Source organism: Streptomyces sp. SX-6, assembly GCF_059089585.1.
This window is the reverse complement of the sequence record NZ_JBTHHU010000016.1, coordinates 75,681-94,313: the sequence shown is the minus strand read 5'-3', so window position 1 is coordinate 94,313 and position 18,633 is coordinate 75,681. Positions and strand designations below refer to the sequence as shown.

20 protein-coding genes are annotated in these 18,633 nt (G+C 69.4%); 8 read left to right on the top strand and 12 right to left on the bottom strand.

What is annotated here, in order from left to right; genetic code table 11:
- Positions 1 to 40 precede the first annotated feature (40 nt).
- The 4 genes from ACV530_RS20665 to ACV530_RS20650 all read left to right on the top strand — a co-directional run bounded on the left by ACV530_RS20665 (position 41) and on the right by ACV530_RS20650 (position 3,509).
- Complete coding sequence (locus ACV530_RS20665) at positions 41 to 1,666, top strand: FAD-dependent monooxygenase (protein ID WP_494334041.1); 1,626 nt, start codon at positions 41 to 43, stop codon at positions 1,664 to 1,666.
- A gap of 123 nt (positions 1,667 to 1,789) precedes the next feature.
- A complete protein-coding gene (locus ACV530_RS20660) occupies positions 1,790 to 2,170 on the top strand; it encodes a SchA/CurD-like domain-containing protein (RefSeq protein ID WP_494334040.1) in 381 nt (126 codons plus the stop codon).
- A 3-nt stretch (positions 2,171 to 2,173) separates the two neighbouring features.
- Positions 2,174 to 3,049 carry an NAD(P)-dependent oxidoreductase gene (locus ACV530_RS20655; RefSeq protein ID WP_494334039.1) on the top strand — a complete coding sequence of 292 codons (876 nt, stop codon included), beginning with the start codon at positions 2,174 to 2,176 and terminating at the stop codon, positions 3,047 to 3,049.
- 10 nt (positions 3,050 to 3,059) lie between these two features.
- Positions 3,060 to 3,509, top strand: a complete 450-nt coding sequence (locus ACV530_RS20650) for an anthrone oxygenase family protein (RefSeq protein ID WP_494334038.1) — start codon at positions 3,060 to 3,062, stop codon at positions 3,507 to 3,509.
- Positions 3,510 to 3,529: 20 nt separating this feature from the next.
- On the opposite strand, the gene ACV530_RS20645 is transcribed toward ACV530_RS20650, so the two are convergent.
- Positions 3,530 to 4,237: a TetR/AcrR family transcriptional regulator gene (locus ACV530_RS20645; protein WP_494334037.1), complete on the bottom strand. Its 708-nt coding sequence runs from the start codon at positions 4,235 to 4,237 to the stop codon at positions 3,530 to 3,532.
- A gap of 131 nt (positions 4,238 to 4,368) precedes the next feature.
- Between ACV530_RS20645 and ACV530_RS20640 the strand changes: the two genes are divergently transcribed.
- The 3 genes from ACV530_RS20640 (at position 4,369) to ACV530_RS20630 (ending at position 10,137) form a co-directional block, all read left to right on the top strand.
- Positions 4,369 to 5,808: an MFS transporter gene (locus tag ACV530_RS20640; RefSeq protein WP_494334036.1), complete on the top strand. Its 1,440-nt coding sequence runs from the start codon at positions 4,369 to 4,371 to the stop codon at positions 5,806 to 5,808.
- 14 nt (positions 5,809 to 5,822) lie between these two features.
- The gene (locus ACV530_RS20635) at positions 5,823 to 7,424 is read left to right on the top strand and encodes an FAD-dependent oxidoreductase (RefSeq protein ID WP_494334035.1); all 1,602 of its coding nucleotides are present in this window, start codon (positions 5,823 to 5,825) and stop codon (positions 7,422 to 7,424) included.
- Between the two features lie 757 nt (positions 7,425 to 8,181).
- A complete protein-coding gene (locus tag ACV530_RS20630; protein ID WP_494334034.1) occupies positions 8,182 to 10,137 on the top strand; it encodes an AfsR/SARP family transcriptional regulator in 1,956 nt (651 codons plus the stop codon).
- A gap of 167 nt (positions 10,138 to 10,304) precedes the next feature.
- Here the strand turns inward: ACV530_RS20630 and ACV530_RS20625 are convergent, their stop codons facing one another.
- The 11 genes from ACV530_RS20625 to ACV530_RS20575 all read right to left on the bottom strand — a co-directional run bounded on the left by ACV530_RS20625 (position 10,305) and on the right by ACV530_RS20575 (position 17,292).
- Entirely contained in the window at positions 10,305 to 10,616 is a 312-nt protein-coding gene (locus ACV530_RS20625; protein ID WP_494334033.1) for an antibiotic biosynthesis monooxygenase family protein, read from the bottom strand.
- The gene (locus tag ACV530_RS20620) at positions 10,613 to 10,966 is read right to left on the bottom strand and encodes an antibiotic biosynthesis monooxygenase family protein (protein WP_494334032.1); all 354 of its coding nucleotides are present in this window, start codon (positions 10,964 to 10,966) and stop codon (positions 10,613 to 10,615) included. The genes ACV530_RS20625 and ACV530_RS20620 overlap by 4 nt, the downstream gene beginning before the upstream one ends.
- Complete coding sequence (locus ACV530_RS20615; protein WP_494334031.1) at positions 10,963 to 11,715, bottom strand: SDR family NAD(P)-dependent oxidoreductase; 753 nt, start codon at positions 11,713 to 11,715, stop codon at positions 10,963 to 10,965. Before ACV530_RS20615 ends, ACV530_RS20620 begins: the two co-directional genes overlap by 4 nt.
- 50 nt (positions 11,716 to 11,765) lie before the next feature.
- Positions 11,766 to 12,227, bottom strand: a complete 462-nt coding sequence (locus ACV530_RS20610; RefSeq protein WP_494334030.1) for an anthrone oxygenase family protein — start codon at positions 12,225 to 12,227, stop codon at positions 11,766 to 11,768.
- Between the two features lie 40 nt (positions 12,228 to 12,267).
- A complete protein-coding gene (locus ACV530_RS20605) occupies positions 12,268 to 12,735 on the bottom strand; it encodes an SRPBCC family protein (RefSeq protein ID WP_494334029.1) in 468 nt (155 codons plus the stop codon).
- 1 nt (position 12,736) lies between these two features.
- Positions 12,737 to 12,997 (bottom strand): acyl carrier protein, encoded by a 261-nt coding sequence (locus ACV530_RS20600; protein WP_494334028.1) that lies wholly within the window; start codon positions 12,995 to 12,997, stop codon positions 12,737 to 12,739.
- Positions 12,998 to 13,036: 39 nt separating this feature from the next.
- Complete coding sequence (locus ACV530_RS20595; protein ID WP_494334027.1) at positions 13,037 to 14,278, bottom strand: ketosynthase chain-length factor; 1,242 nt, start codon at positions 14,276 to 14,278, stop codon at positions 13,037 to 13,039.
- Between the two features lie 157 nt (positions 14,279 to 14,435).
- Positions 14,436 to 15,704 carry a beta-ketoacyl-[acyl-carrier-protein] synthase family protein gene (locus tag ACV530_RS20590; RefSeq protein ID WP_494334026.1) on the bottom strand — a complete coding sequence of 423 codons (1,269 nt, stop codon included), beginning with the start codon at positions 15,702 to 15,704 and terminating at the stop codon, positions 14,436 to 14,438.
- The gene (locus ACV530_RS20585) at positions 15,701 to 16,168 is read right to left on the bottom strand and encodes a cupin domain-containing protein (protein ID WP_494334025.1); all 468 of its coding nucleotides are present in this window, start codon (positions 16,166 to 16,168) and stop codon (positions 15,701 to 15,703) included. The genes ACV530_RS20590 and ACV530_RS20585 overlap by 4 nt, the downstream gene beginning before the upstream one ends.
- Positions 16,165 to 16,500 (bottom strand): TcmI family type II polyketide cyclase, encoded by a 336-nt coding sequence (locus ACV530_RS20580; RefSeq protein ID WP_494334024.1) that lies wholly within the window; start codon positions 16,498 to 16,500, stop codon positions 16,165 to 16,167. Before ACV530_RS20580 ends, ACV530_RS20585 begins: the two co-directional genes overlap by 4 nt.
- A gap of 108 nt (positions 16,501 to 16,608) precedes the next feature.
- Positions 16,609 to 17,292 (bottom strand): SDR family NAD(P)-dependent oxidoreductase, encoded by a 684-nt coding sequence (locus tag ACV530_RS20575; protein WP_494334023.1) that lies wholly within the window; start codon positions 17,290 to 17,292, stop codon positions 16,609 to 16,611.
- A 199-nt stretch (positions 17,293 to 17,491) separates the two neighbouring features.
- Here ACV530_RS20575 and ACV530_RS20570 point away from each other — a divergent pair, with 199 nt between their 5' ends.
- Positions 17,492 to 18,631 carry a nucleotide disphospho-sugar-binding domain-containing protein gene (locus ACV530_RS20570; protein WP_494334022.1) on the top strand — a complete coding sequence of 380 codons (1,140 nt, stop codon included), beginning with the start codon at positions 17,492 to 17,494 and terminating at the stop codon, positions 18,629 to 18,631.
- Positions 18,632 to 18,633: the final 2 nt, after the last annotated feature.

Here is an 18,633-nt window from a genome sequence, read left to right as displayed (position 1 = left end):
GCGCCCGGGGCCGGCGGGCATCAACCTAAGGAAGAGTCGCATGGCTGAACTCACAGTGCCGGTACTCATCGTGGGCGCCGGACCGGTCGGTATCTCGACCGCGCTTTTCCTCGGCCGGCACGGGGTCAGAACCCTGCTGGTGGAACAGCGTGCCGGCACATCGACGCTGCCGCGCGCGCCCGGCCTCCAGGCACGCACCATGGAGCTGTTCCGGTCGGCCGGTGTGCACCGGGAGATCCGTTCGCTCGAAGTGGGCGATTCGCACCCCTACTTCGAAGGAGGGATCATCCAAGTCCCCACATTCGCCGAGATCGACGACGCGGTGGTGCTGGAGGCTCCCTCCCTGGACGGCCCGACGATCAGTCCTGAGCGGGTCATGGGCTGCGGCCAGGACCGTTACGAACGGGTACTGGCCGAGCTGGCGACCGAGGCCGGGGCCGACGTGCGGTTCGCCACCCGGCTGATCTCCTTCACCCAGGACGACGAAGGCGTCACCGCGGTGGTCAAGAACCGCGACTCCGGCACGGAGACCACGGTCAGAGCCGCGTACCTGGTCGGTGCGGACGGCGCAGGCAGTCGTGTCCGGCAGGCACTCGGCGTGCAACGCTCCGGCATCGGCACGGTCTTCAACGCACTGAGCATCTACTTCCGCGCGCCCGAGCTGACCGCCCTGCTCAAGGACCGCAAGTTCATTCTCTGTTACGCCACCGCCGCACCCGGCACGCTGATGGGGCTGTCCCGACTGCACGGCTGCGACCCGTGGCTGGCCGCCCCGTTGTACTACCCGGACAAGGGCGAGACACCCGACGACTACCCGGACGAGCGCTGTGTCGAGATCGTACGCACGGCAGCGGGCAGGCCCGGCATGCAGGTGGAGATCGTTTCCAAGGTGCCGTGGCAGGGTGCGCAACTCGTGGCCGAGACGTTCCGGCGCGGCCGGGTCTTCCTGGCGGGCGACGCGGCCCATGTGCATCCGCCGGCCGGCGGCTTCGGCGCCAACACCGGGATCCATGACGCGCACAACCTGGCGTGGAAGCTCGCCGCCGTGCTGGACGGGCAGGCCGGCGACGCATTGCTGGACAGCTATGACGCCGAACGGCGGGGCGTCGGTGCCGCGATGGCCCGGCAGGCGATGGTCCGTAACCGCATCCGGCACGGCTACGCCGACCCGGAGACCCGCGCCTCGCTCATCGACGACATCGTCATCACCCTCGGATACCGTTACCGTTCGGCTGCGATCACCGGTGGAAGGCCCGACGCACCGGTGCTCTGCGCACCGCTCGAGCTGACCGGCGAACCGGGCACCCGAGCACCCCATGTGTGGCTCGACCGGGGCGGCGAAAGGCTGTCCACGATCGACCTGTTCTGGGACGCGTTCGTACTCCTCACCCCTTCGAGCCGCAACGGCTGGGCGGAAGCCGCCGAACAGGCCGCCAGGAAACTGTCGGTGCCGTTGCGCAGCCACATCATCGGTGACGGAGGCCTCGCCCCGGTGGACCGCGACTGGGCCGCCGCCTACGGGATTCGCGAAAACGGCGCGGTGCTCGTGCGCCCGGACGCGTTCGTGGCCTGGCGCGCTCCCGGACCGATGGCCGACCCCGAGCGCACTCTCACCGACGTGCTCGCCCGGGCCTTCGGACTGCCGCCGAGGGAGGGGCGGGGGTGACTGCATCGCAGCTCTCGGTCCGCCGCCGACTGGGCCATGCACTGGCCGTCGACGGTCCGCCCGCCCCCGGTACAGCGCCTGAGCTCACATGATCCCTGATCCGGATGGGAAAGGACCAACGTCATGCCCTACGCAGCCATCACCTACGACGTCGAACCGGGGCACGAGGACGAGATCGCCGAGATCTTCGCAGACTTCCAGCGGGTAGACACGCCCACGTTCCGCGACGAGAACGGCGAACCGGCCGGACGGCTCCTCGGCACCGCGGTGTTCATCAAGGACGACGTCATGGTGCGGATCATCCACTACGAGGGCGACTTCGCCGCGATCTCACGCCACATGGCCACGCAGCGCGGAGTGCACCTCGTCGAGGAGCGCCTCGCGGCCTATCTGGCCCGGCCCCGAGACACCGGCAGCCCCGAAGGCTTCGCCGAGTACTTCAGCAGCGCCACCATGCGCTGCGTCTCCCAACTGTCCGTCGACACGCATCCGGCCGAGGGGTGAGCAGTGAGGACATCACCGATCGCCGTGATCGGGCTCGGCGCGATGGGAGCCGGGATGACACACGCCCTGCTGGCCAGGGGGTTCGCCGTGACCGCCTACAACCGCTCCGCTCCGAGGACAGAACCCCTCGCCCGCGCGGGCGCGGCCATCGCGCCCTCCCCCGCCGAGGCGCTGGCGGGCGCGGACGTGGCCGTTCTGAGCCTCACCGACGAGACCGCCGTCGAACAGGTCCTCTCCGGGCTGGGCCGGGCGCTGAGCCCGGACCTGACCGTGGTGGACACCTCGACCGTTTCTCCGACGTTCGCCCGGGACATCACCGGGCGGCTCGCCGGTCTCGGGGTACGCCGGGTGGAGGCGTGCGTGATCGGGAATCCGGTGATGGCCGCGGCCGGCAAGCTGCGCGTCCTGGCGGCCGGTGACCGGGTCGCGGTGAACTCGGTGTCCGACGTACTGGACGCGCTCGGCCGGGACACACGGTTCGTGGGCGGCCCCGGGGCCGCCGGCGTCCTGAAACTCGCCCTCAACCTCCTGTTGGGTGTGCAGACCGCCGGCCTCGCCGAGGCCGTCGCGTTCGTCGAGGCGATGGGTGTGGAACGCGAGCTGCTGCTGGACACGTTCGACGACAGCGGCTGGCGGTCCCCCGTACTCGCCTTCCGAGCGGACTTCATGCGCAGGCGGGCCTACCGGCCCCCGGCGTTCCGCGCTTCCTTGATGCACAAGGACCTCCTGTTGGCCGCGCGGGAGGCACGTGGGCATGGTATCGGACTGCCGGTGACCGGCTGTGCCTCGGACCAGTTCGCAGCCGTACTGGACACCGGGCGCGCCGACGACGACGCGGCCGTGGTCGTCGAGCTGCCCCGGCCGTCGAGGGACAGGTGACCGTAGCGTCATGATCGCTGCGCTGCTCTCGGTCGAGGTGCTCGTCGGCAGCGGGGTCGTGGCGGGGGTCCTGTTCGCGGTGGCGCTCAGTGTGCTGCCCGCCCTCTTCGCGATGCCGGCGGACCGGTATGTATACGCGCATCAGCTGATCGGCCGCGGGTGGGACCCTGTCATGCCGGTCATCGTGCTGACGTCGGCCGGCACCGACATCGCCCTCGCCGTCCTGGCCGGCTCCGGCACCGCGTTGTTCGTGACCGCCGCGGTGCTGCTGCTCGCGGTGTCCGTGATCTCCCACTTCTGCAACGTGCCCATCAACCGCGTCGTCAAGTCACTCGACCCGGACCGCGTTCCGGCCGACTGGCACGATCCCCGGCCGCTGTGGCGACGATGGCATCTGCTGCGCACAGCACTGGCGTTGCTCTCGGTCACCGTCAACGCGGTCGCAGTCGTCCACGCCTGACGACCCGTACGGCCGACGGCTCAGCGCCGGCCGACGGGCCGATCCAGGCCGGAATCGGCTCCGGAGTCAGCGGACCCGCCGGCCTCCGTGTCGTGCTCGGCGGGATCGAGCTTGAGCAGGCGGGCCACGACGGCGAGCTGGTCCGCGTAGTGGTGGAGGAACTCGGGAGAGCGGGGATCGACCCCGCAAACACCTTCGATGACGTGCGGGAGCGTGGTGGTGGCCATCGCTGCGGCCATGAGCATGATCGTGAGGCAGGCGGGGTCCACCTCGGCCGGCAGCCGACCCGCTTCCTGGAGGGCACGGAACTCGTCGATGTCCCCCTGCATCCGCTCGGAGCGGGGTGCGCGGTCGGGGTCCGTGTCCGGACCGGCGTACTCCAGGCCGCTCCACGCCAACAGCCGGACACCGTCAGGGTAGTTCAGGGCCTCCAGCGCGTACCTGCGGATCTGCTCGGGCAACGGCGTACCCGACGCCATGAGCTCGCTCTGCCGCTCCCGCCAGCGCTCCGAGATGGCCTGGTAAAGGCCTTCTTTCCCCTCGAAATAGTACGAAATCAACTGCTGGTTGACACCAGCCCTGGCGGCGATCGCGGCGATCCGCGTACCCGCGTACCCGTGCGCGGCGAACTCGGCCACAGCCGCATCAAGGATGAGCTTGCGGGTGCGCTCCGGATCGCGCTGCCGTTCCTGTGGTCTGGGCGACCTACGGGGTTTCGACGGGGACATGAAGCGACTATACACGCAATCGACAGATTCAAGCACTAGGATGCACTAATCAAGAAACTGGTTGACAGTGCCGTTTATTCGGTTGACTATGGCCTCGTCGAAGTCAGTCGCCGTAGGCAAAGGAGGGCACGGTGGAGAAAAGCCCGCTCAGGTGGTGGGCGCTCGCGGTAATGGTCATGGCTGTCCTGGTGGACATGGTGGACAACCAGATCGTGACGGTGGCGTTGCCGAGCATCCAGCACCGGCTCCATACCGGCGAGGCATCACTGCAGTGGATCTCGGCCGGTTACGCGCTGGGGTTCGCGCTCACCCTGATCACCGGCGGCCGGCTGGGCGACCGCTACGGCCACAAACGGCTGTTCCTGCTGGGGATGGCCGACTTCACCGCCGCCTCCCTGCTGGCCGGACTCGCCCCCAACGTGGGGATCCTGATCGCGGCGCGGGTGGCACAGGGCATCGGCTCCGGGCTGATGGTGCCGCAGGTCCTGTCCTTCATCCAGGCCGAGTTCGACGAGGACGAGCGCCCGAAGGCAATGGCCTACTACTCGGCCGCCTTCCCCCTCGGAGGGCTGGCCGGTCCGCTGCTGGGCGGGGTGCTCACACAGGCCGATCTGCTGGGCTCCGGCTGGAGGGCAATCTTCCTGGTCAACCTGCCCATCGGGGTACTCGCATCGGTCGGCGCCCTGGTGACCCTGCCGATCCGGCCGCGCACCGACCGGCAGCATGTCGACCCGGGAGGGCTCGCCCTGCTGACCGCCGGGCTGTTCGCCCTCTTCTACCCCCTGGTGCAGGGGCGCGAGCTGGGCTGGCCCTGGTGGTCGATCGTCATGATGGTGGCAGCCCTGCCGTTGTTCGCACTGTTCGCCTTCCAGCAGCGTGCCCATGGCCGCCGCGGCGGCGAACCGCTGATCCCCCCGCAACTGCTGCGGTACCGCAGCCTGGTGGCAGCCCAGGCGGTCACGTTCGCCGTCCAGACGGCGATCGGGGTGTTCTTTGTCCTCACTCTGCACCTGCAGCTCGGCCTCGGGTTCTCGCCGCTGCGGGCGGCCATGGCCTTCCTGCCCGCGACCCTGGGCATCATCATGGGCAACGGGCTCGCCATCCAGACGGCACCACGGCTCGGACGACTGCTGACCGCCGGCGCGATCGGCGTGCTGCTGGTGAGCCTGGGAGCGATGGCGCTTCTCGTCGCGCGGCTGGACACCCGGCTGAGCACGTGGGCACTGCTCCTGCCCGCGCTGGGGTTCGGCATGGGCATGGGGGCGGCGCTGAATTCACTGATCAACACATCGATGTCGGAGGTCGGCCCGGAGCAGGCGGGGGCCGCGTCGGGAGTGGTAACCACCACCATGCAGCTGGCCTCCGCCACCGGAATCGCGCTGTTCGGCACGGTCTTCTTCAGCCGACTGCAGCACAGCGGGTTCGCCACCGCGACGGCGCAGACGACTGCGGTGAGTGTGGGGGTTCTCGTCGTGGCGCTGGCGCTGACGGCCGCACTGCCGCGGTCCCGGCCCACGGACGACTCGTCGGTCGATGGAAACGGAGTGATGACGGGAGTGGCTGGACAGTGACCGATCGCAACCGCATGACCGCAGTCCTCATCGTGGGAGGAGGTATCACCGGACTGTCCACAGCCCTGTTTCTGGCCCGGCAGGGCATCCGCCCGATCCTGGTCGAACGACACCCCTCCATCGCGATGCTGCCGCAGGCACGGGCGTTCAACCCGCGCTCGCTGGAGATCTACCGCTCCCTGCGCCTGGAGGACGAGATCCGCGGACACACGTCGATGCTCGCCGCGTTCCCCGAGATGATCGGCGCGGAGACACTCGCCGACAAGGAACGCTTCCGCGTCGACCTGCTCGCTCTCAGCCGACCGCCGGCAGCCGTCAGCCCCACCGACTGGGCGATGATCGACCAGGACGAGCTGGAGCGCATCGTGCGTGCCAACGCCGAACACTCCGGCGCCGACGTGCGGTTCGGCACCGAACTGGTCTCCCTCACCACCGACGCCGACGGTGTGACGGCCACTGTGCGCGAGCTCGGCACCGGCGCTGAAGAGCACATTCATGCGGACTACCTGGTCGCCGCGGACGGCCATCGCGCGGAAATCCGCCACCGGCTCGGGGTCGGCACGGACGGGCCCGGGGTCCTGTTCCCCAGCGTGTTCTTCGTCTTCGAGGCTGACCTCACACCCGTCCTGCGCGACCGTCGGTTCCTGCTCGCCTACCTCGACCGGCCCGTCCAGGGCTCGGCCCTGGTACCGCTGCGGGAGTTCGGACGGTGGATGCTCGGGGTGCCCTACCGCCCCGACCTGGGCCAGACCCCCAACGACTTCACCGAAGAGCGCTGCGTCGAACTGGTCCGTCTGGCCACCGGCATTGCCGACCTCCAGCTCACCCTCGTCCCCCCGGTGCCCGGGTGGAGCCAGAAGGTCTCCACCAGCACCATCGGTGGGTGGGTCGCGCGACAATACCGCTCCGGACGGGTGTTCTTCGCCGGTGACGCGGCTCATGCCGTACCGCCCACAGGCTCCTACGGCGCCAACACCTGCATCGCGGACGCGCACAACCTGGCCTGGAAACTCGCCGCGGTGGTCAAGGGCGAGGCGGGTGGGGCGCTCCTGGACACCTATCACGACGAGCGCCTCCCGGTTGCCCGGGCCACGCTGGAACACGCCATGCGGCTGTTGCGGAACCGCCGTGAGGGAACTGCCGAGGACCTGGAGAACATCGACGAGATCTCCATGATCTTCGGGTACAAGTACTGCTCCTCGGCCATCCTCGCCGAGGCCGACGCTCCGGACACACCGGTCGAGGATCCCCGCACCCCCGTCGGGCGCCCGGGCCTGCGCGCGCCGCACATCTGGCTGGACCGGGCCGGGACCAGGCTGTCCACCATCGACCTGTTCACCGATGGGTTCACCCTGCTCGCCGGCCCGGAAGGCACCGACTGGATCGCGGCGGCCAAGTCCGTGGCGGCATCGCTCCACGTCACGCTGAACACCCACCACATCGGCGGCGGACTCCACGATCCCGGCCACCGCTTCCTCGACGCCTACGGCATCACCGGTACAGGAGCCACCCTCGTCCGGCCCGACGGATTCGTCGCATGGCGCGCCATCGGCCTGCCCGCACGACCTGAGCACGAGCTGCAGCAGGCGCTGACCCGCATCCTCGCCCGTTCCTGACGGGACGGGCACTCCCGACGGCGGGCCCCACCGCTCGGCACGATGTGCCCGGCAGTGGGGCCCACTTTTCCGCCGGGAGCTCCGGAGTGCCGCCGGCGACTCCGGCGAGCTCCGGGCGCACGCACCGTTGCCCGATTCACCCGGCCGTTGCGCTGGATTCCCCCTCGAACTTCCAGATCGAGGGCAGTTGACGTTGCATCAGGCCTTATGGTCGCGCCGTCCGACGGCGCGACCCCACCGGCATGCGTGAGGAGGAGTCGACCTGGCTTCGAGGCCCTGCCCCCATACTGCCAGCCATGACGGCGCCGTTGACCTCCACGGGGAGTCGTCATCCGCCGTCGGACAGGAATCGGCTGGGCCATGGTGCGAGCATGCTGGGCAGACTGCTTCGACAGCGGACGCGCCACCGGGCCCGTCCGGACGGCCTCGGTACCGCCAGCCCGGCGAAGAACCGTGCCGCTGCTCTTCTTTCCGCCTCGCTCCGGAGGGCGTCCTGCCCCATGGCCCGGCGTTCGTCTTTCCCGTTCTCTCCGTAACTGAACGAGTCGGAGCGTCCTGTCGACGCCGCACTCGCTAGTTATTTTACTTTTCTTTCACAGCCCACATCTATTATCCCAGGCACAGGTACCAGCCGCTCAAAACCGTACCCAATCAGTTAGGCCACCACACGGTAAGTGTGCGATGAACCTTGAAAGTTCCTGGGGCGGGGGATAGCCTTGTGCAGCTCTGCAACACCGTTGAGTATGGGGGAAGTTGGATGGAATTCCGAGTACTCGGACCATTAGAGATTCTCGACGGCACTCACAACATCGCACCGACTGCATCCAAGCCTCGCCAGGTGATCGCCCTCCTGCTCATGCGGAGAAACACCCTGGTGCAAACCTCTGAACTCATCGACGAGTTATGGGAGGAGGACCCTCCCATAAGCGCGATGACCACGCTGCAGACATACATCTACAAGCTTCGCAAAGTCCTTGTCGCGCACGGCAGAAAGGGAATTATCTGCACCCGGCCGGGCGGCTACACCCTCATGGTACCGGACTCCCGTGTCGACCTCCATCGATTCGAGGACGAGGCCGGCAAGGGAAAAGCCCTCCTGGAGAGCAAGGATCCTCTGGGGGCGACGGAGGCGCTGCGCCGAGCCCTGGAGCTGTGGCGCGGATCCGCGCTCGTCGACGTGGTGTCCGGAGTGCGCCTGTCCTCCTACACCACACGGCTCGAGGAATTCCGGGACCGCACCCTCGATCTGCGGATCGAGGCCGACCTGCAATTGGGGCGCCACCAGGAGCTCGTCAGCGAACTGAAGTCACTGGTGGTCAGCCGGCCGCTGCACGAACACGTCCACGCTTCGCTGATGATCGCGCTCCACCGTTCCGGACGGCGCCACGAAGCGCTCGAAGTCTTCCAGCAACTGAGGCGCAGCATGATCGACAACCTTGGGCTCGAACCGGGCCAGCGGCTCAAGACGCTTCACCAGGCCCTGTTGACAGAGGACTCGGAGGATGCGGTGAGCCCGCCGTACGAGCAGCGCCGGGCCGTGATGGTATCGGCCGGCGGAAAGGGAGCCACCGCCCCCCGTCCCGCCCCGGTGCGCGTTCCGATGCCCGCGCAACTCCCCCCGGACCTCGCCGACTTCACAGGGCGGGCATCCCTTGTCGGCCAGGCCTCGCTCACCCTGGCGCCGCGTACGGGGGGCATGGCCTGCCGTACCGCCACACCCGTGGCCGTCATCACGGGGATGCCGGGAGCAGGAAAGACCGCGCTGGCAGTGCACATGGCACACACGGTGCGGTCGCAATTCGAGGACGGGCAACTGTACGCGGACCTGCACGGCTCGACCGGAACCGCACAGGATCCCGTGAATGTACTGCACGGCTTTCTGCGCGCCCTCGGCCTCGTCGAACCGCAGATACCCGACGACCTGGAGGAGCGCTGCAAGCTATTCCGGTCCACGACCGTCGGCCGCAAGCTGCTGCTGGTACTGGACGACGCCTCGTCACTGGCCGATGTACGGCTCCTGCTCCCCGGCGGCCCGCAATGTGCGGTGATCGTCACCAGCCGTGGCCGCCTGTACGGTCTGGGCGGCGCCTGGAATATCAGCCTCGACGCCATGGACCTCGTGGCGGGAAAAGAACTCCTTGCCCGAATCATCGGTCCCGCGCGAGTGAACAGAGAACCCGATGCAGCGAACCGGCTGGTGGAATTGGTCGGCGGTCTCCCGCTGGCTGTGCGCTGTATTGGTGGCCGACTCAGCAGGAGTCCTGAACTTCCCCTGACGGGGCTGCTCGAGCAATTGATGCGGTCCGGCAGGCTGCTGGACGAGCTCCGGCTCGGCGAACTGGACGTGCGATCCTCTTACGATTCCAGTTACGAGCGGCTGAGCCGAGGGGAACAGAGCGTTTTCCGGCTGCTCAGCCTGCTCCCGCAGAAAGAATTCGCCACCGAGGGGGTGGTCGAGCTCCTGGGCAGCGACAGCAAGACGGTGGAGGAGTTCCTGCAGCGCTATGTCGACCGGCACCTGATCAGCATCGTCCCCTCGGAGAGCGAGACCGTTCACTACGCGTTCCCCGAACTGGCCCGGGTCTACGCCCGCGAGAGGCTGGCCGGCATCCTTGCCGGGCGCCAGGGGGGAGGCGTGCCGGTCGATGACCTGTTGCACATGGCCGGTACGGCCGCGGACAACCGGCTGACCTGGGTGGAGAACGTCACATGAGGTCCCGCGGAGGTGGCCGCGACGATCCCCGGCGTCGAAGAACGATGCCGTCCGCCGCCTCCGGCGAAACCGGCAAGCGGGGCCCGATGGACCACTACGAGGCACGAAGCCGCTCGTCGTGATGGTGGCCCATCGGCGGCCGCGGCGCGGACACCCTGCCGCCGGACTTACGACGCCGGATAGGCCGCGGTGACCCTGTACACACCGAACGGCCGGCTCATCGACAGGTCCCGGTAGGGACGCAACGGTGCTGTCTGGACCCGGTGTTCGGCGCACCGCTCCCACTCCTGGAACGCGGCCATGTCCCGCCACGAGCTGACGACCACGAACCCGTTCGGGTCGTGCACCGAGCGCAGCAGTTCGTTGCCGAGCAGACCGGGAACGCCGGCCAGCCGCGTACTCGCCTCGTGGTAGGCCGACTCAAGGCCGGGGGCGTCCTCCGTCACGTGGTACAGCACGACTCGCAGTCCGCCGCTCACCCGGCCTCCTCCCACCGTCGGTGCGTACGGCCGTCTCCGGATGTGCCCGGCAGGTACGCGACCACCGTCATCGTGGCCATCGATCCCCCTGAGCGGTACGGATGCAGCTTCCGGCGGTGTGTCAGGTGCCGTTCGCTCGTCTCGAACTCGCGGAACGCCGGCTCGTCGGTCCAGTCGCTGATGATGTAGTAGACGCCGTCGCTGCCGCGTGCCAGCCACTGGCCGAGGTTGGCCGGGTGCGAGGTCACCGCGTCGCCGATCTCCCGCCATACCCGCTCGAACTCGTTCTCCGCCCCAGGCTTGATCCGCATCTGGAGGAGGACCCGGAACGGCCCCCGCGCCGCCGTCATGCGATGCCCCCGTCGACCGGGACGACCGCGCCGGTCACATAGCGGGACAGGTCGCTGGCCAGCCACAGCACGGCGTGGGCGACCTCCTCGGGCGTGCCGAACCGACCCAGGGAGGTCTTCTCCGAGTAGCGCTTGATCATGGCCTCCCGTTGGTCAGGGGGCAGCGCGTCGACAGCCTCGGTATGGATCATGCCGAGCAAGAGCACGTTGAACCGGATGCCCCTGCCGCCGTACTCCCGTGCAAGAGTGCGGTTCAGCCCATGGACGGCGGCCTTGGTCGCCGTGTAGTGCCCGCGCAGCGGAATGCCGACGTCGACGGACTTTGAGCTGATACTCACCACCGAGCTGCCGGCGTGCAGGATCGGCAGTGCTCCCTGGATCACCAGATGCGCCGCGGTGAGATTGGTACCGACCGTACGCTGCCAGTCGGCGAACGACAGCTGATCGTAGGGGACGTGGTTGATGAAGGCGGCGTTGTTGACGACCAGGTCGAGCCGGCCGAAGCGCGAAGCGCACGCACCGGTCAGAACGCCGACCTGGTCCGGATCGGTCAGATCGGCGCATATCACATGGTGCTGCCCGCCGATGTCCTTCAGCTCCTGTTCCAGCGAGGCCGCGGCCGAACCGTCCTGCCGGTAACAGGTGATCACATCCACCCCGTTGCGGGCCAGCGTCCGCACGATGCCCCGGCCGATACCCCGGGTGCCGCCGGTCACCAGCGCCTTCTTGCCTTCCAGGTCGAGATTCATCCGATGGCCCTCCCTGTCTTCGTGACTGGTCCGCCCCGCCTGCGGCTCGCTCACAACGAGAAGCCGACGGCAAGGCAATTGGCCAACAGCGCGTGCACCGACAGCACGGTCCTGGTCCGGTTCCAGCCGCCCCAGTGCCGGCGCGGATCGCGCTCGGCGAAATCGGGGGGCAGACGGTCCGGGTCGAGCGTGCGCACCCACTTGTTGACCGGTACGTTCTTGGTGAGCGAGACGGCGACGGTCCCCAGGGCCAGCGCGGCGGCCACGAGGAACAGGGCACGGATCACCGATCCGTTCACGAGCACCCCGAGCACCAGGTCACCGAGCACCGTCACCACCAGGCAGATCGGCATGAACGGGTCGTAGCGGGTGGCGAAGAACGCATGCGCGTGCACATACCGGTCCGGCGGCAGGCTGCGGAGCAGAGGCCAGCCGCCGAGCTGAGTGCCGACCAGCACCCCGGCGGCGAGGCCGTTGGCCAGCACCACGAGGGGGACGAGGACTTCACGCACGCTGTACCTCCCATCGCGGGCGGTCCCGGTCGCCGGGCACCTAGCCTCCCGGGGTCCTGTTCCGGGCCGCCGCTTCCACCTTTTCCTTGACAAGACGCATCTGGACGGCGGTGTTGCGGTCGAGCCGTTGCTGCATCGCCGCGTCGTCGACCGGTGCCGCCGGCTTCATCTCGAAGTCCTGCACCCACCGCATCCGGACCCCCCGCCCGGCCGGGACGTACTCCCAGAAGATCCACATGTACTTGAACGGGCCGGTCTCGATCCGCTGCGACCGCACCGTTCCGGTCGCCCTGTCCGGGGTACGCGCGGATACCCAGCTCCACACCGTTCCGTTCTCGTCCGGGTGCAGCGAGAGGCGGAAGACGATGGTGCCGTCCCGTTCGGACAGGACAGTCGCCTCGGAGTACTCGCTGAACAGACGCGGCCACGCGGCGATGTCGTTGGTCATCGTCCAGACCAGGTCGTGCGGCGCGTCGATAACGATCTCGTTGTCCGTGTGTCCTGCCATCTCACACCCTTGTCCTCGCGAGCAGTGCGTTGATGTACGCGACGGCCTCGACCGGTGTCAGCATCTGCGCGACGGCGTCGTCCGCGACGGACACCCCGTACCGGCGCTCCACTTGCCCGCACAGGTCCAGGACCGCCAGCGAGTCGATACCGAGTTCGGCGAACGACGCGTCGGCGGCCTCGCCGTCCAGCTCGAACCCCCCGTCGCCACCGGCGCCGGCCGACATGATCTCTTTCAACTCCACCAGGGTGAACTCGTTCATTCGTTCTCTCCTTGCCTTCTCCAGTGGTCCCGGGCACCGTCAGCCCGGCTCCGGCCGCCGCAGTACAAGCGCGGCGTTGAACCCCCCGTGCCCCCGGGCCACCACGAGCGCGGTCCGCAGTTCCGCCTCGCGGGGCTGCCCGGTCACCAGGTCGATGTCGCAGTCCGGCGCCGGCCGCTCCGTACCGACCGTGTGCGGGACAACACCGTCCCGCAGCGCCAGCAACGCGGTTGCGGCATCCAGCGCCGCACCGCCGCCGTAAAGCCGGCCCGTCAGCGTCTTCGGTGCGGTGACAGGTACCGCCCACGGTCCGAAGATGCCGACAAGCGCTCGGGCCTCGGCCAGGTCGTCCTCACGCACTCCGCTCGCGTCGGCGAAGACGACGTCCACATCCGACGGCGCGACTCCCGCGTCGGACAAGGCCTGTTCGATGGTGCGGCGCAGCACCGGAGGCCGGGGCGACCCGGGCGGCGGGTCGAAGCCCGCGGCATAGCCGACGATGGCCCCGTACCCCTGTCCGGCACCACGGTCACGGGCAGCGCCGGCGCTCTCCACGATCAGGACGGCCCCGCCCTCGCCGGGCAGATGTCCCGACGCCTCGGCGTCGAACGGGATGTAGGCCCGGGCCGGATCGTCGACGACGGACAGTCGCTGGCCGGCCAGTTGGGCGGCCAGGCCGTACGGGCACAGCGAGGCGTCCGTGCCACCGCTGACCACCAGGCGCGAACCGCGCCGGATCAGGCGACGTGCCTGCCCGAGCACGTCCAGCCCGCCCGCCTGCTCACTGCACAGCACCCCGCACGGTCCACGCATGCCGTGCCGGATCGAGATCTGACCGGTGGTCGCCGCGTAGAACCACGCGATCGACTGGTAGGCACCCACCCATGACGGGCCGTTCAGGTACAGCCGTGTCATTTCGCGCTGTCCGAACTCCGTCCCGCCGGACGAACTCGACGTGACCACCGCCATCTCGTACTCGGGTACGCCGGACGGATCGACGCCGGCGTCGGCGAGTGCCAACGAAGCTGCCTCCAGGCCGAGATGGGTTCCATGGTCGGTCTGCGGGATGAGCCTGGGAGGGATCCGTTCCTTCGCCGAGAACCCGGGAACCTGCCCCGCGTACCGGACGGGATACGGCGTCGGGTCGAAGCGATCGATCCTGCGGATTCCCGATTTCCCCGCCAGCACCGACTGCCAGTGCCCCTCGATGCCGATCCCCGTCGGCGCGCACACGCCGATTCCCGTCACGACGGGGCCCGTGACCGCGTTTTCCGTGCTCATCCGTGCCCTCCACGCGAGTGACCCAAGGTTGGGGACAGATCTTCGGTACGGGGCTTCCTGATCGTGTCGTTCACACTGGCCACCGTGGTTGGTAGCCACCTCGAGCCGCACTCGACAGCCCCTGCCGGGCCGGTCGTCACACCACCCGGGCAGGGCATCAGGTCCCCGCCGCTTCCGGGCGGGCGAGCAGCATCGCGGTCTGGAAACCACCGAAACCGCTGCCCACGGTCAGCACGACGTCCATGGCATGCTCGCGTGCGGTGAGCGGGACGTAGTCGAGGTCGCACTGAGGATCGGGATGGTGCAGGTTCGCGGTCGGGGGAACGACCTGACGTTCGAGGGCGAGCGCGCAGGCGGCGACCTCCAACGAGCCGATGGCGCCCAGCGAGTGACCGATCATCGATTTGATCGAGCTGACCGGAATCTCATGGGCGCGCCGGCCGAGGCCGCGTTTGAACGCTGCCGTCTCGTGCCGGTCGTTCTGCTTGGTGCCGGAGCCATGCGCGTTGACGTAGTCCACATCGGCCGGGTCGATCCGGGCCCGGTCCAGCGCGACGCGGATGGCCTCGGCCATCTCGCGCCCGTCCGGTTTCAGGCCGGTCATGTGAAAAGCGTTGCTGCGGCTGGCGAACCCGACGACATGCGCGTACGCGCGGGCGCCACGCCGGCGGACGGCCTCGGCCTCCTCCAGCACCAGGACCGCGGCTCCCTCACCGAGAACGAACCCGTCGCGCCGGGCGTCGAAGGGCCGGGAGGCGTGTTCGGCGTCGCCGTTGTTGGGCGAGGTCGCCCGGATCGCGTCGAAGCACGCCGAGGTGATCGGGGACAGCGGCGCCTCCGTCGCACCGGCGATCACGACGTCGGCGGACCCTTCCTCGATCAGCGCGGTGCCGTGGCCCACCGCGTCGAGCCCGGAGGTACACCCGGTGGAGATCAGCGCCGCCGGCCCCTCCGCGGCCACCTCCCAGGCGACTTCCGCGGCGAGGGTACTCGGCACCATGTAGCCGTACAGGTGCGGCACGCCCAAGGTGTGGTCGACCAACCAGTGCCGGCCCTCGTCGGCGAGCACGGCGTACTCCTCCTCCAGGCCCATGGTGCAGCCGACGGCGCTGCCGATACTCACCGCCACGCGTCCCGGGTCGAGCCCTCCGAAGTCGACACCGCTGTCGGCCACCGCCTCCCGGGTGCAGACCATGGCGAACTGGGCGGCCCGGTCCATCCGCCGGACCTGCCGGGCGGAGAGGCCGGCCTCCTTCGGGCAGAAGTCGACTTCGGCCGCGATCTGCGAGCGGAACTCGCCGGGGTCGAACAAGGTGATCCGGCGAGTGGCCGTCCGCCCCGCGGTCAGCAGCTCCCAGAACCGTTCCCGGCCGACCCCGCCCGGCGCCACGACACCGATTCCCGTGATGACGGCCGTCCTGCTCATGGAGCACCTTCCCCGACCACCGGGTCCGGCGCGTCCGGCTGCCGCGGCGACTCGGTATCGACATGGCCGAGTTCGGGACTCGGTGCCAGCGGGGACAGGTGGAAGACGGTCTGTGCCGTTGATGTACCGGTGTTCACCAGCCGGTGCCGGAGGCCGGTCGGGACGATCAGCGAGTCGCCCGGGCCGAGCCGGATCGGCACATTGTCCACCGTCATCTCCAGGTCACCGGTGACGACGTGCAGGAACTCCTCGGAGTAGGGGTGGTAGTGCTCGGTGACGAACTCGCCGGGCTCCAGGAAGAGGAAGCCGCCGAAACCGGAAGTGGAACCGACCGTCCTGGGGCTCAGCGTGATCCTGATGTCGCCGCCCCGGCGGCGGTTCGGTACCACGTCCCCGGCGTTCACCTTCCGCTTCCGCGCACGAGCGGCCGGCACCGACGCGCCTTCCTCCGCTGCGGACGTCATCGCACCCGCCCCTCCCCGGCCGTCCATGTGTAGAACGGTGACGCCATCGCGTCCTTCGGCTCCCGCCAGTCGGGGTCGTACGGCAGGACGAGCCCGGCGAGCTTGGTGTTGACGTCCTGGTACAGCGGGTGGCTCCGCGCTTTGTAGAGGTCGGGGGCGATGTCCCGGTCCGCCTCGACCAGATGGAAGTACAAGTCGTGGAAGCTGAACAGGGTCCGCCGGGACACCCCGACCATGTGCGGCAGATCCGTGGCGTCGGACTCGGCGAAGACGTCCGCGATCCGCTGGGGGTCCTCGGTCCTGAGCCTGGCGACGATCAAAGTACGGTGCACGGTCTCTCCTTCTCCACAGGGGATCGAACGGGCCCGTTCATGCTCGCTGTCCGTGATGGAGACCGGCTCGATCCCGCCTCCACACCGGCTGTGGGCGGGCACTCGCGGTCACCACTCGACGAGTTGTCCGCCCCTCAGAAACGCCCCCGTCGGACCGTCGTCCGGGAGAACCGCCGCGTCCGCGACGTCCACGGCCGCGTCCTCGGCGAGCCGGACCGCGGTCGGTACCATCCTCGTCCGCACCTGACCGGGATTGACCGCGTTCACCAGGACCCCGGTGCCCCTGGTCTGCTGCGCGAGCAGGGTGGTCAGGCCGTTGACCCCGGTCTTGGACAGCGAATAGGCCGGTGCGCCGGCCCACAGCCCGAGGTGGAACGACCCGGTGCCGCTCGAGACGAACACGACGCGGCCCCAACCGCGTCGCACCATCCCGGGCACGAACGCCTGGGCGACTCGCCACCCCCCGAGCAGGTTCACCGCCAGCGTGCGCTCCACGAGGTCCAGGGGAACTGTGAGCGGGTCGTGGCCGCTGTCGAGCAGCACACCAGCATTGCACACGAGGACGTCCACACCGGGTAGTTCACCGGCCGCCTGCCTCGGGCCGACCGGGTCGGTCACGTCCAACCGGTGCGCTCGGACGTCCGGTCCGATCCCGGCGGCGGCCCGCCCGGCGGACGCCTCGTCGCGCGCGGTCACGATCACCCGCAGGCCCCGGTGGGCGAGTTCGGCGGCGACGGCGAGCCCGAGTCCCCGGTTGGCCCCGGTGATCAGTGCGGTGCGTGGTCCGGTCACGGTGTCCCCCTTCGTCGGCCAGGGTGCGGTGCGCGTCCATGGTCGCCGGACCGGCTCGACCCGTACTGGTGGACGGGCGTGTCCCCGGCCTTTCCGATGCCATGGGCCGGGACGTCGTCGAGCCGGGCTTGAGCGCGGTTTGCCAGGGTCTCCATCGGCGGTCCGCCGGTGGCGGAGGACGGCTGAGGAGGTACCGGTCATGCGGGTCCTGTTCACGGCGTGGGCGTGGCCCACACATCTGTACGCGCTCGCGCCGCTCGCCCGGGCGTGCCGGGCGGCAGGACACCAGGTGGTGTTCGCCGGTGAGCCCGGGCTGTTCGACGACATCCTGCGTACGGGGCTGCCGGCCGCGGTGGCCGGCACGGACATCGACACCGTCGGCATGGTGCGCGAGTACCTCCTGCCGGCTGCGCCCGGCGGCTCAGCCGGCGGTGGCCGCCCCCGCGCCGTCCGTATGCTGCTCGCCCATGCCGAGTCCATGGTCGACGACCTCGCCGGCCTGGTCCGCGATTGGGCAGCCGACCTGGTGGTCTACGACCCGACCGCACTGGCCGGCCCGCTGGCGGCCGCGACCGCCGGCGTTCCCGCTGTGCGACACCTCTACGGGGCCGACCTTCTGTCGCGGATGGGCCCGGTGCTCACCGAGGCATTCGCCCCCCTGGCCGACCGGTGCGGCGCCTTGGCGTTCGAGCCGTTCGGGGCCGCCACCGTGGACCCGGTGCCGGCCAGCGTGCAGGTGATCGGGGAACATCACCGACTGCCCATGCGGTACGTGCCGTTCAACGACTCCGGCATGAGGCCGACCGGCCTTCCTCCGGACCGCGGCCGCCCCCGGATCTGTGTGAGCTGGGGACACACCATCGCCCGGGTCGAGCCGAAACGGTTCCTGGCCGACCGGGTCGCTGCCGCGGCCACGGGCCTGGATGCCGAGGTCGTACTGGCCGTCTCGGCCGCGCAATGCGCGCTGCTCGGCCCGCTGCCGGACACCGTCCGGGTCCTGGTCGACACGCCTCTCCAGGACGTCCTGGCCGACTGCGACCTGCTGGTCGGCCACGGTGGTGCCGCCGGCATCCTCACCGCCCTGCGAGCCGGCGTACCGATGCTGCTGGTACCGCAGTTGCCGGATCACGCCGGCCACTCGGCGCGGGTGGCCGCGCGCGGCGCTGGCCTGGTGCTGGACGCCTGTGAGGCCGAACCCGCGATCCTTCGGGACCGGATGGCCCGTCTGATCGCCGACGGCGCCGAGGAGCGGGCGGCCGCTCGCGCGGTCGCCGCGGAGATGCGCGAGCAGCCGTCCCTGGCAAGCGTGGTCGCCGCGCTGGAGTCCTTCGTCCGGTGAAC

What these genes read in the sequence shown, in the direction of transcription:
- ACV530_RS20665 (WP_494334041.1), top strand. Translation starts at nt 41, where the DNA reads ATGGCTGAACTCACAGTGCCGGTACTCATCGTGGGCGCCGGACCGGTC.
- ACV530_RS20660 (WP_494334040.1), top strand. Translation starts at nt 1,790, where the DNA reads ATGCCCTACGCAGCCATCACCTACGACGTCGAACCGGGGCACGAGGAC.
- ACV530_RS20650 (WP_494334038.1), top strand. Translation starts at nt 3,060, where the DNA reads ATGATCGCTGCGCTGCTCTCGGTCGAGGTGCTCGTCGGCAGCGGGGTC.
- ACV530_RS20645 (WP_494334037.1), bottom strand. Translation starts at nt 4,237, where the DNA reads ATGTCCCCGTCGAAACCCCGTAGGTCGCCCAGACCACAGGAACGGCAG.
- ACV530_RS20635 (WP_494334035.1), top strand. Translation starts at nt 5,823, where the DNA reads ATGACCGCAGTCCTCATCGTGGGAGGAGGTATCACCGGACTGTCCACA.
- ACV530_RS20630 (WP_494334034.1), top strand. Translation starts at nt 8,182, where the DNA reads ATGGAATTCCGAGTACTCGGACCATTAGAGATTCTCGACGGCACTCAC.
- ACV530_RS20620 (WP_494334032.1), bottom strand. Translation starts at nt 10,966, where the DNA reads ATGACGGCGGCGCGGGGGCCGTTCCGGGTCCTCCTCCAGATGCGGATC.
- ACV530_RS20615 (WP_494334031.1), bottom strand. Translation starts at nt 11,715, where the DNA reads ATGAATCTCGACCTGGAAGGCAAGAAGGCGCTGGTGACCGGCGGCACC.
- ACV530_RS20605 (WP_494334029.1), bottom strand. Translation starts at nt 12,735, where the DNA reads ATGGCAGGACACACGGACAACGAGATCGTTATCGACGCGCCGCACGAC.
- ACV530_RS20600 (WP_494334028.1), bottom strand. Translation starts at nt 12,997, where the DNA reads ATGAACGAGTTCACCCTGGTGGAGTTGAAAGAGATCATGTCGGCCGGC.
- ACV530_RS20595 (WP_494334027.1), bottom strand. Translation starts at nt 14,278, where the DNA reads ATGAGCACGGAAAACGCGGTCACGGGCCCCGTCGTGACGGGAATCGGC.
- ACV530_RS20590 (WP_494334026.1), bottom strand. Translation starts at nt 15,704, where the DNA reads ATGAGCAGGACGGCCGTCATCACGGGAATCGGTGTCGTGGCGCCGGGC.
- ACV530_RS20585 (WP_494334025.1), bottom strand. Translation starts at nt 16,168, where the DNA reads ATGACGTCCGCAGCGGAGGAAGGCGCGTCGGTGCCGGCCGCTCGTGCG.
- ACV530_RS20570 (WP_494334022.1), top strand. Translation starts at nt 17,492, where the DNA reads ATGCGGGTCCTGTTCACGGCGTGGGCGTGGCCCACACATCTGTACGCG.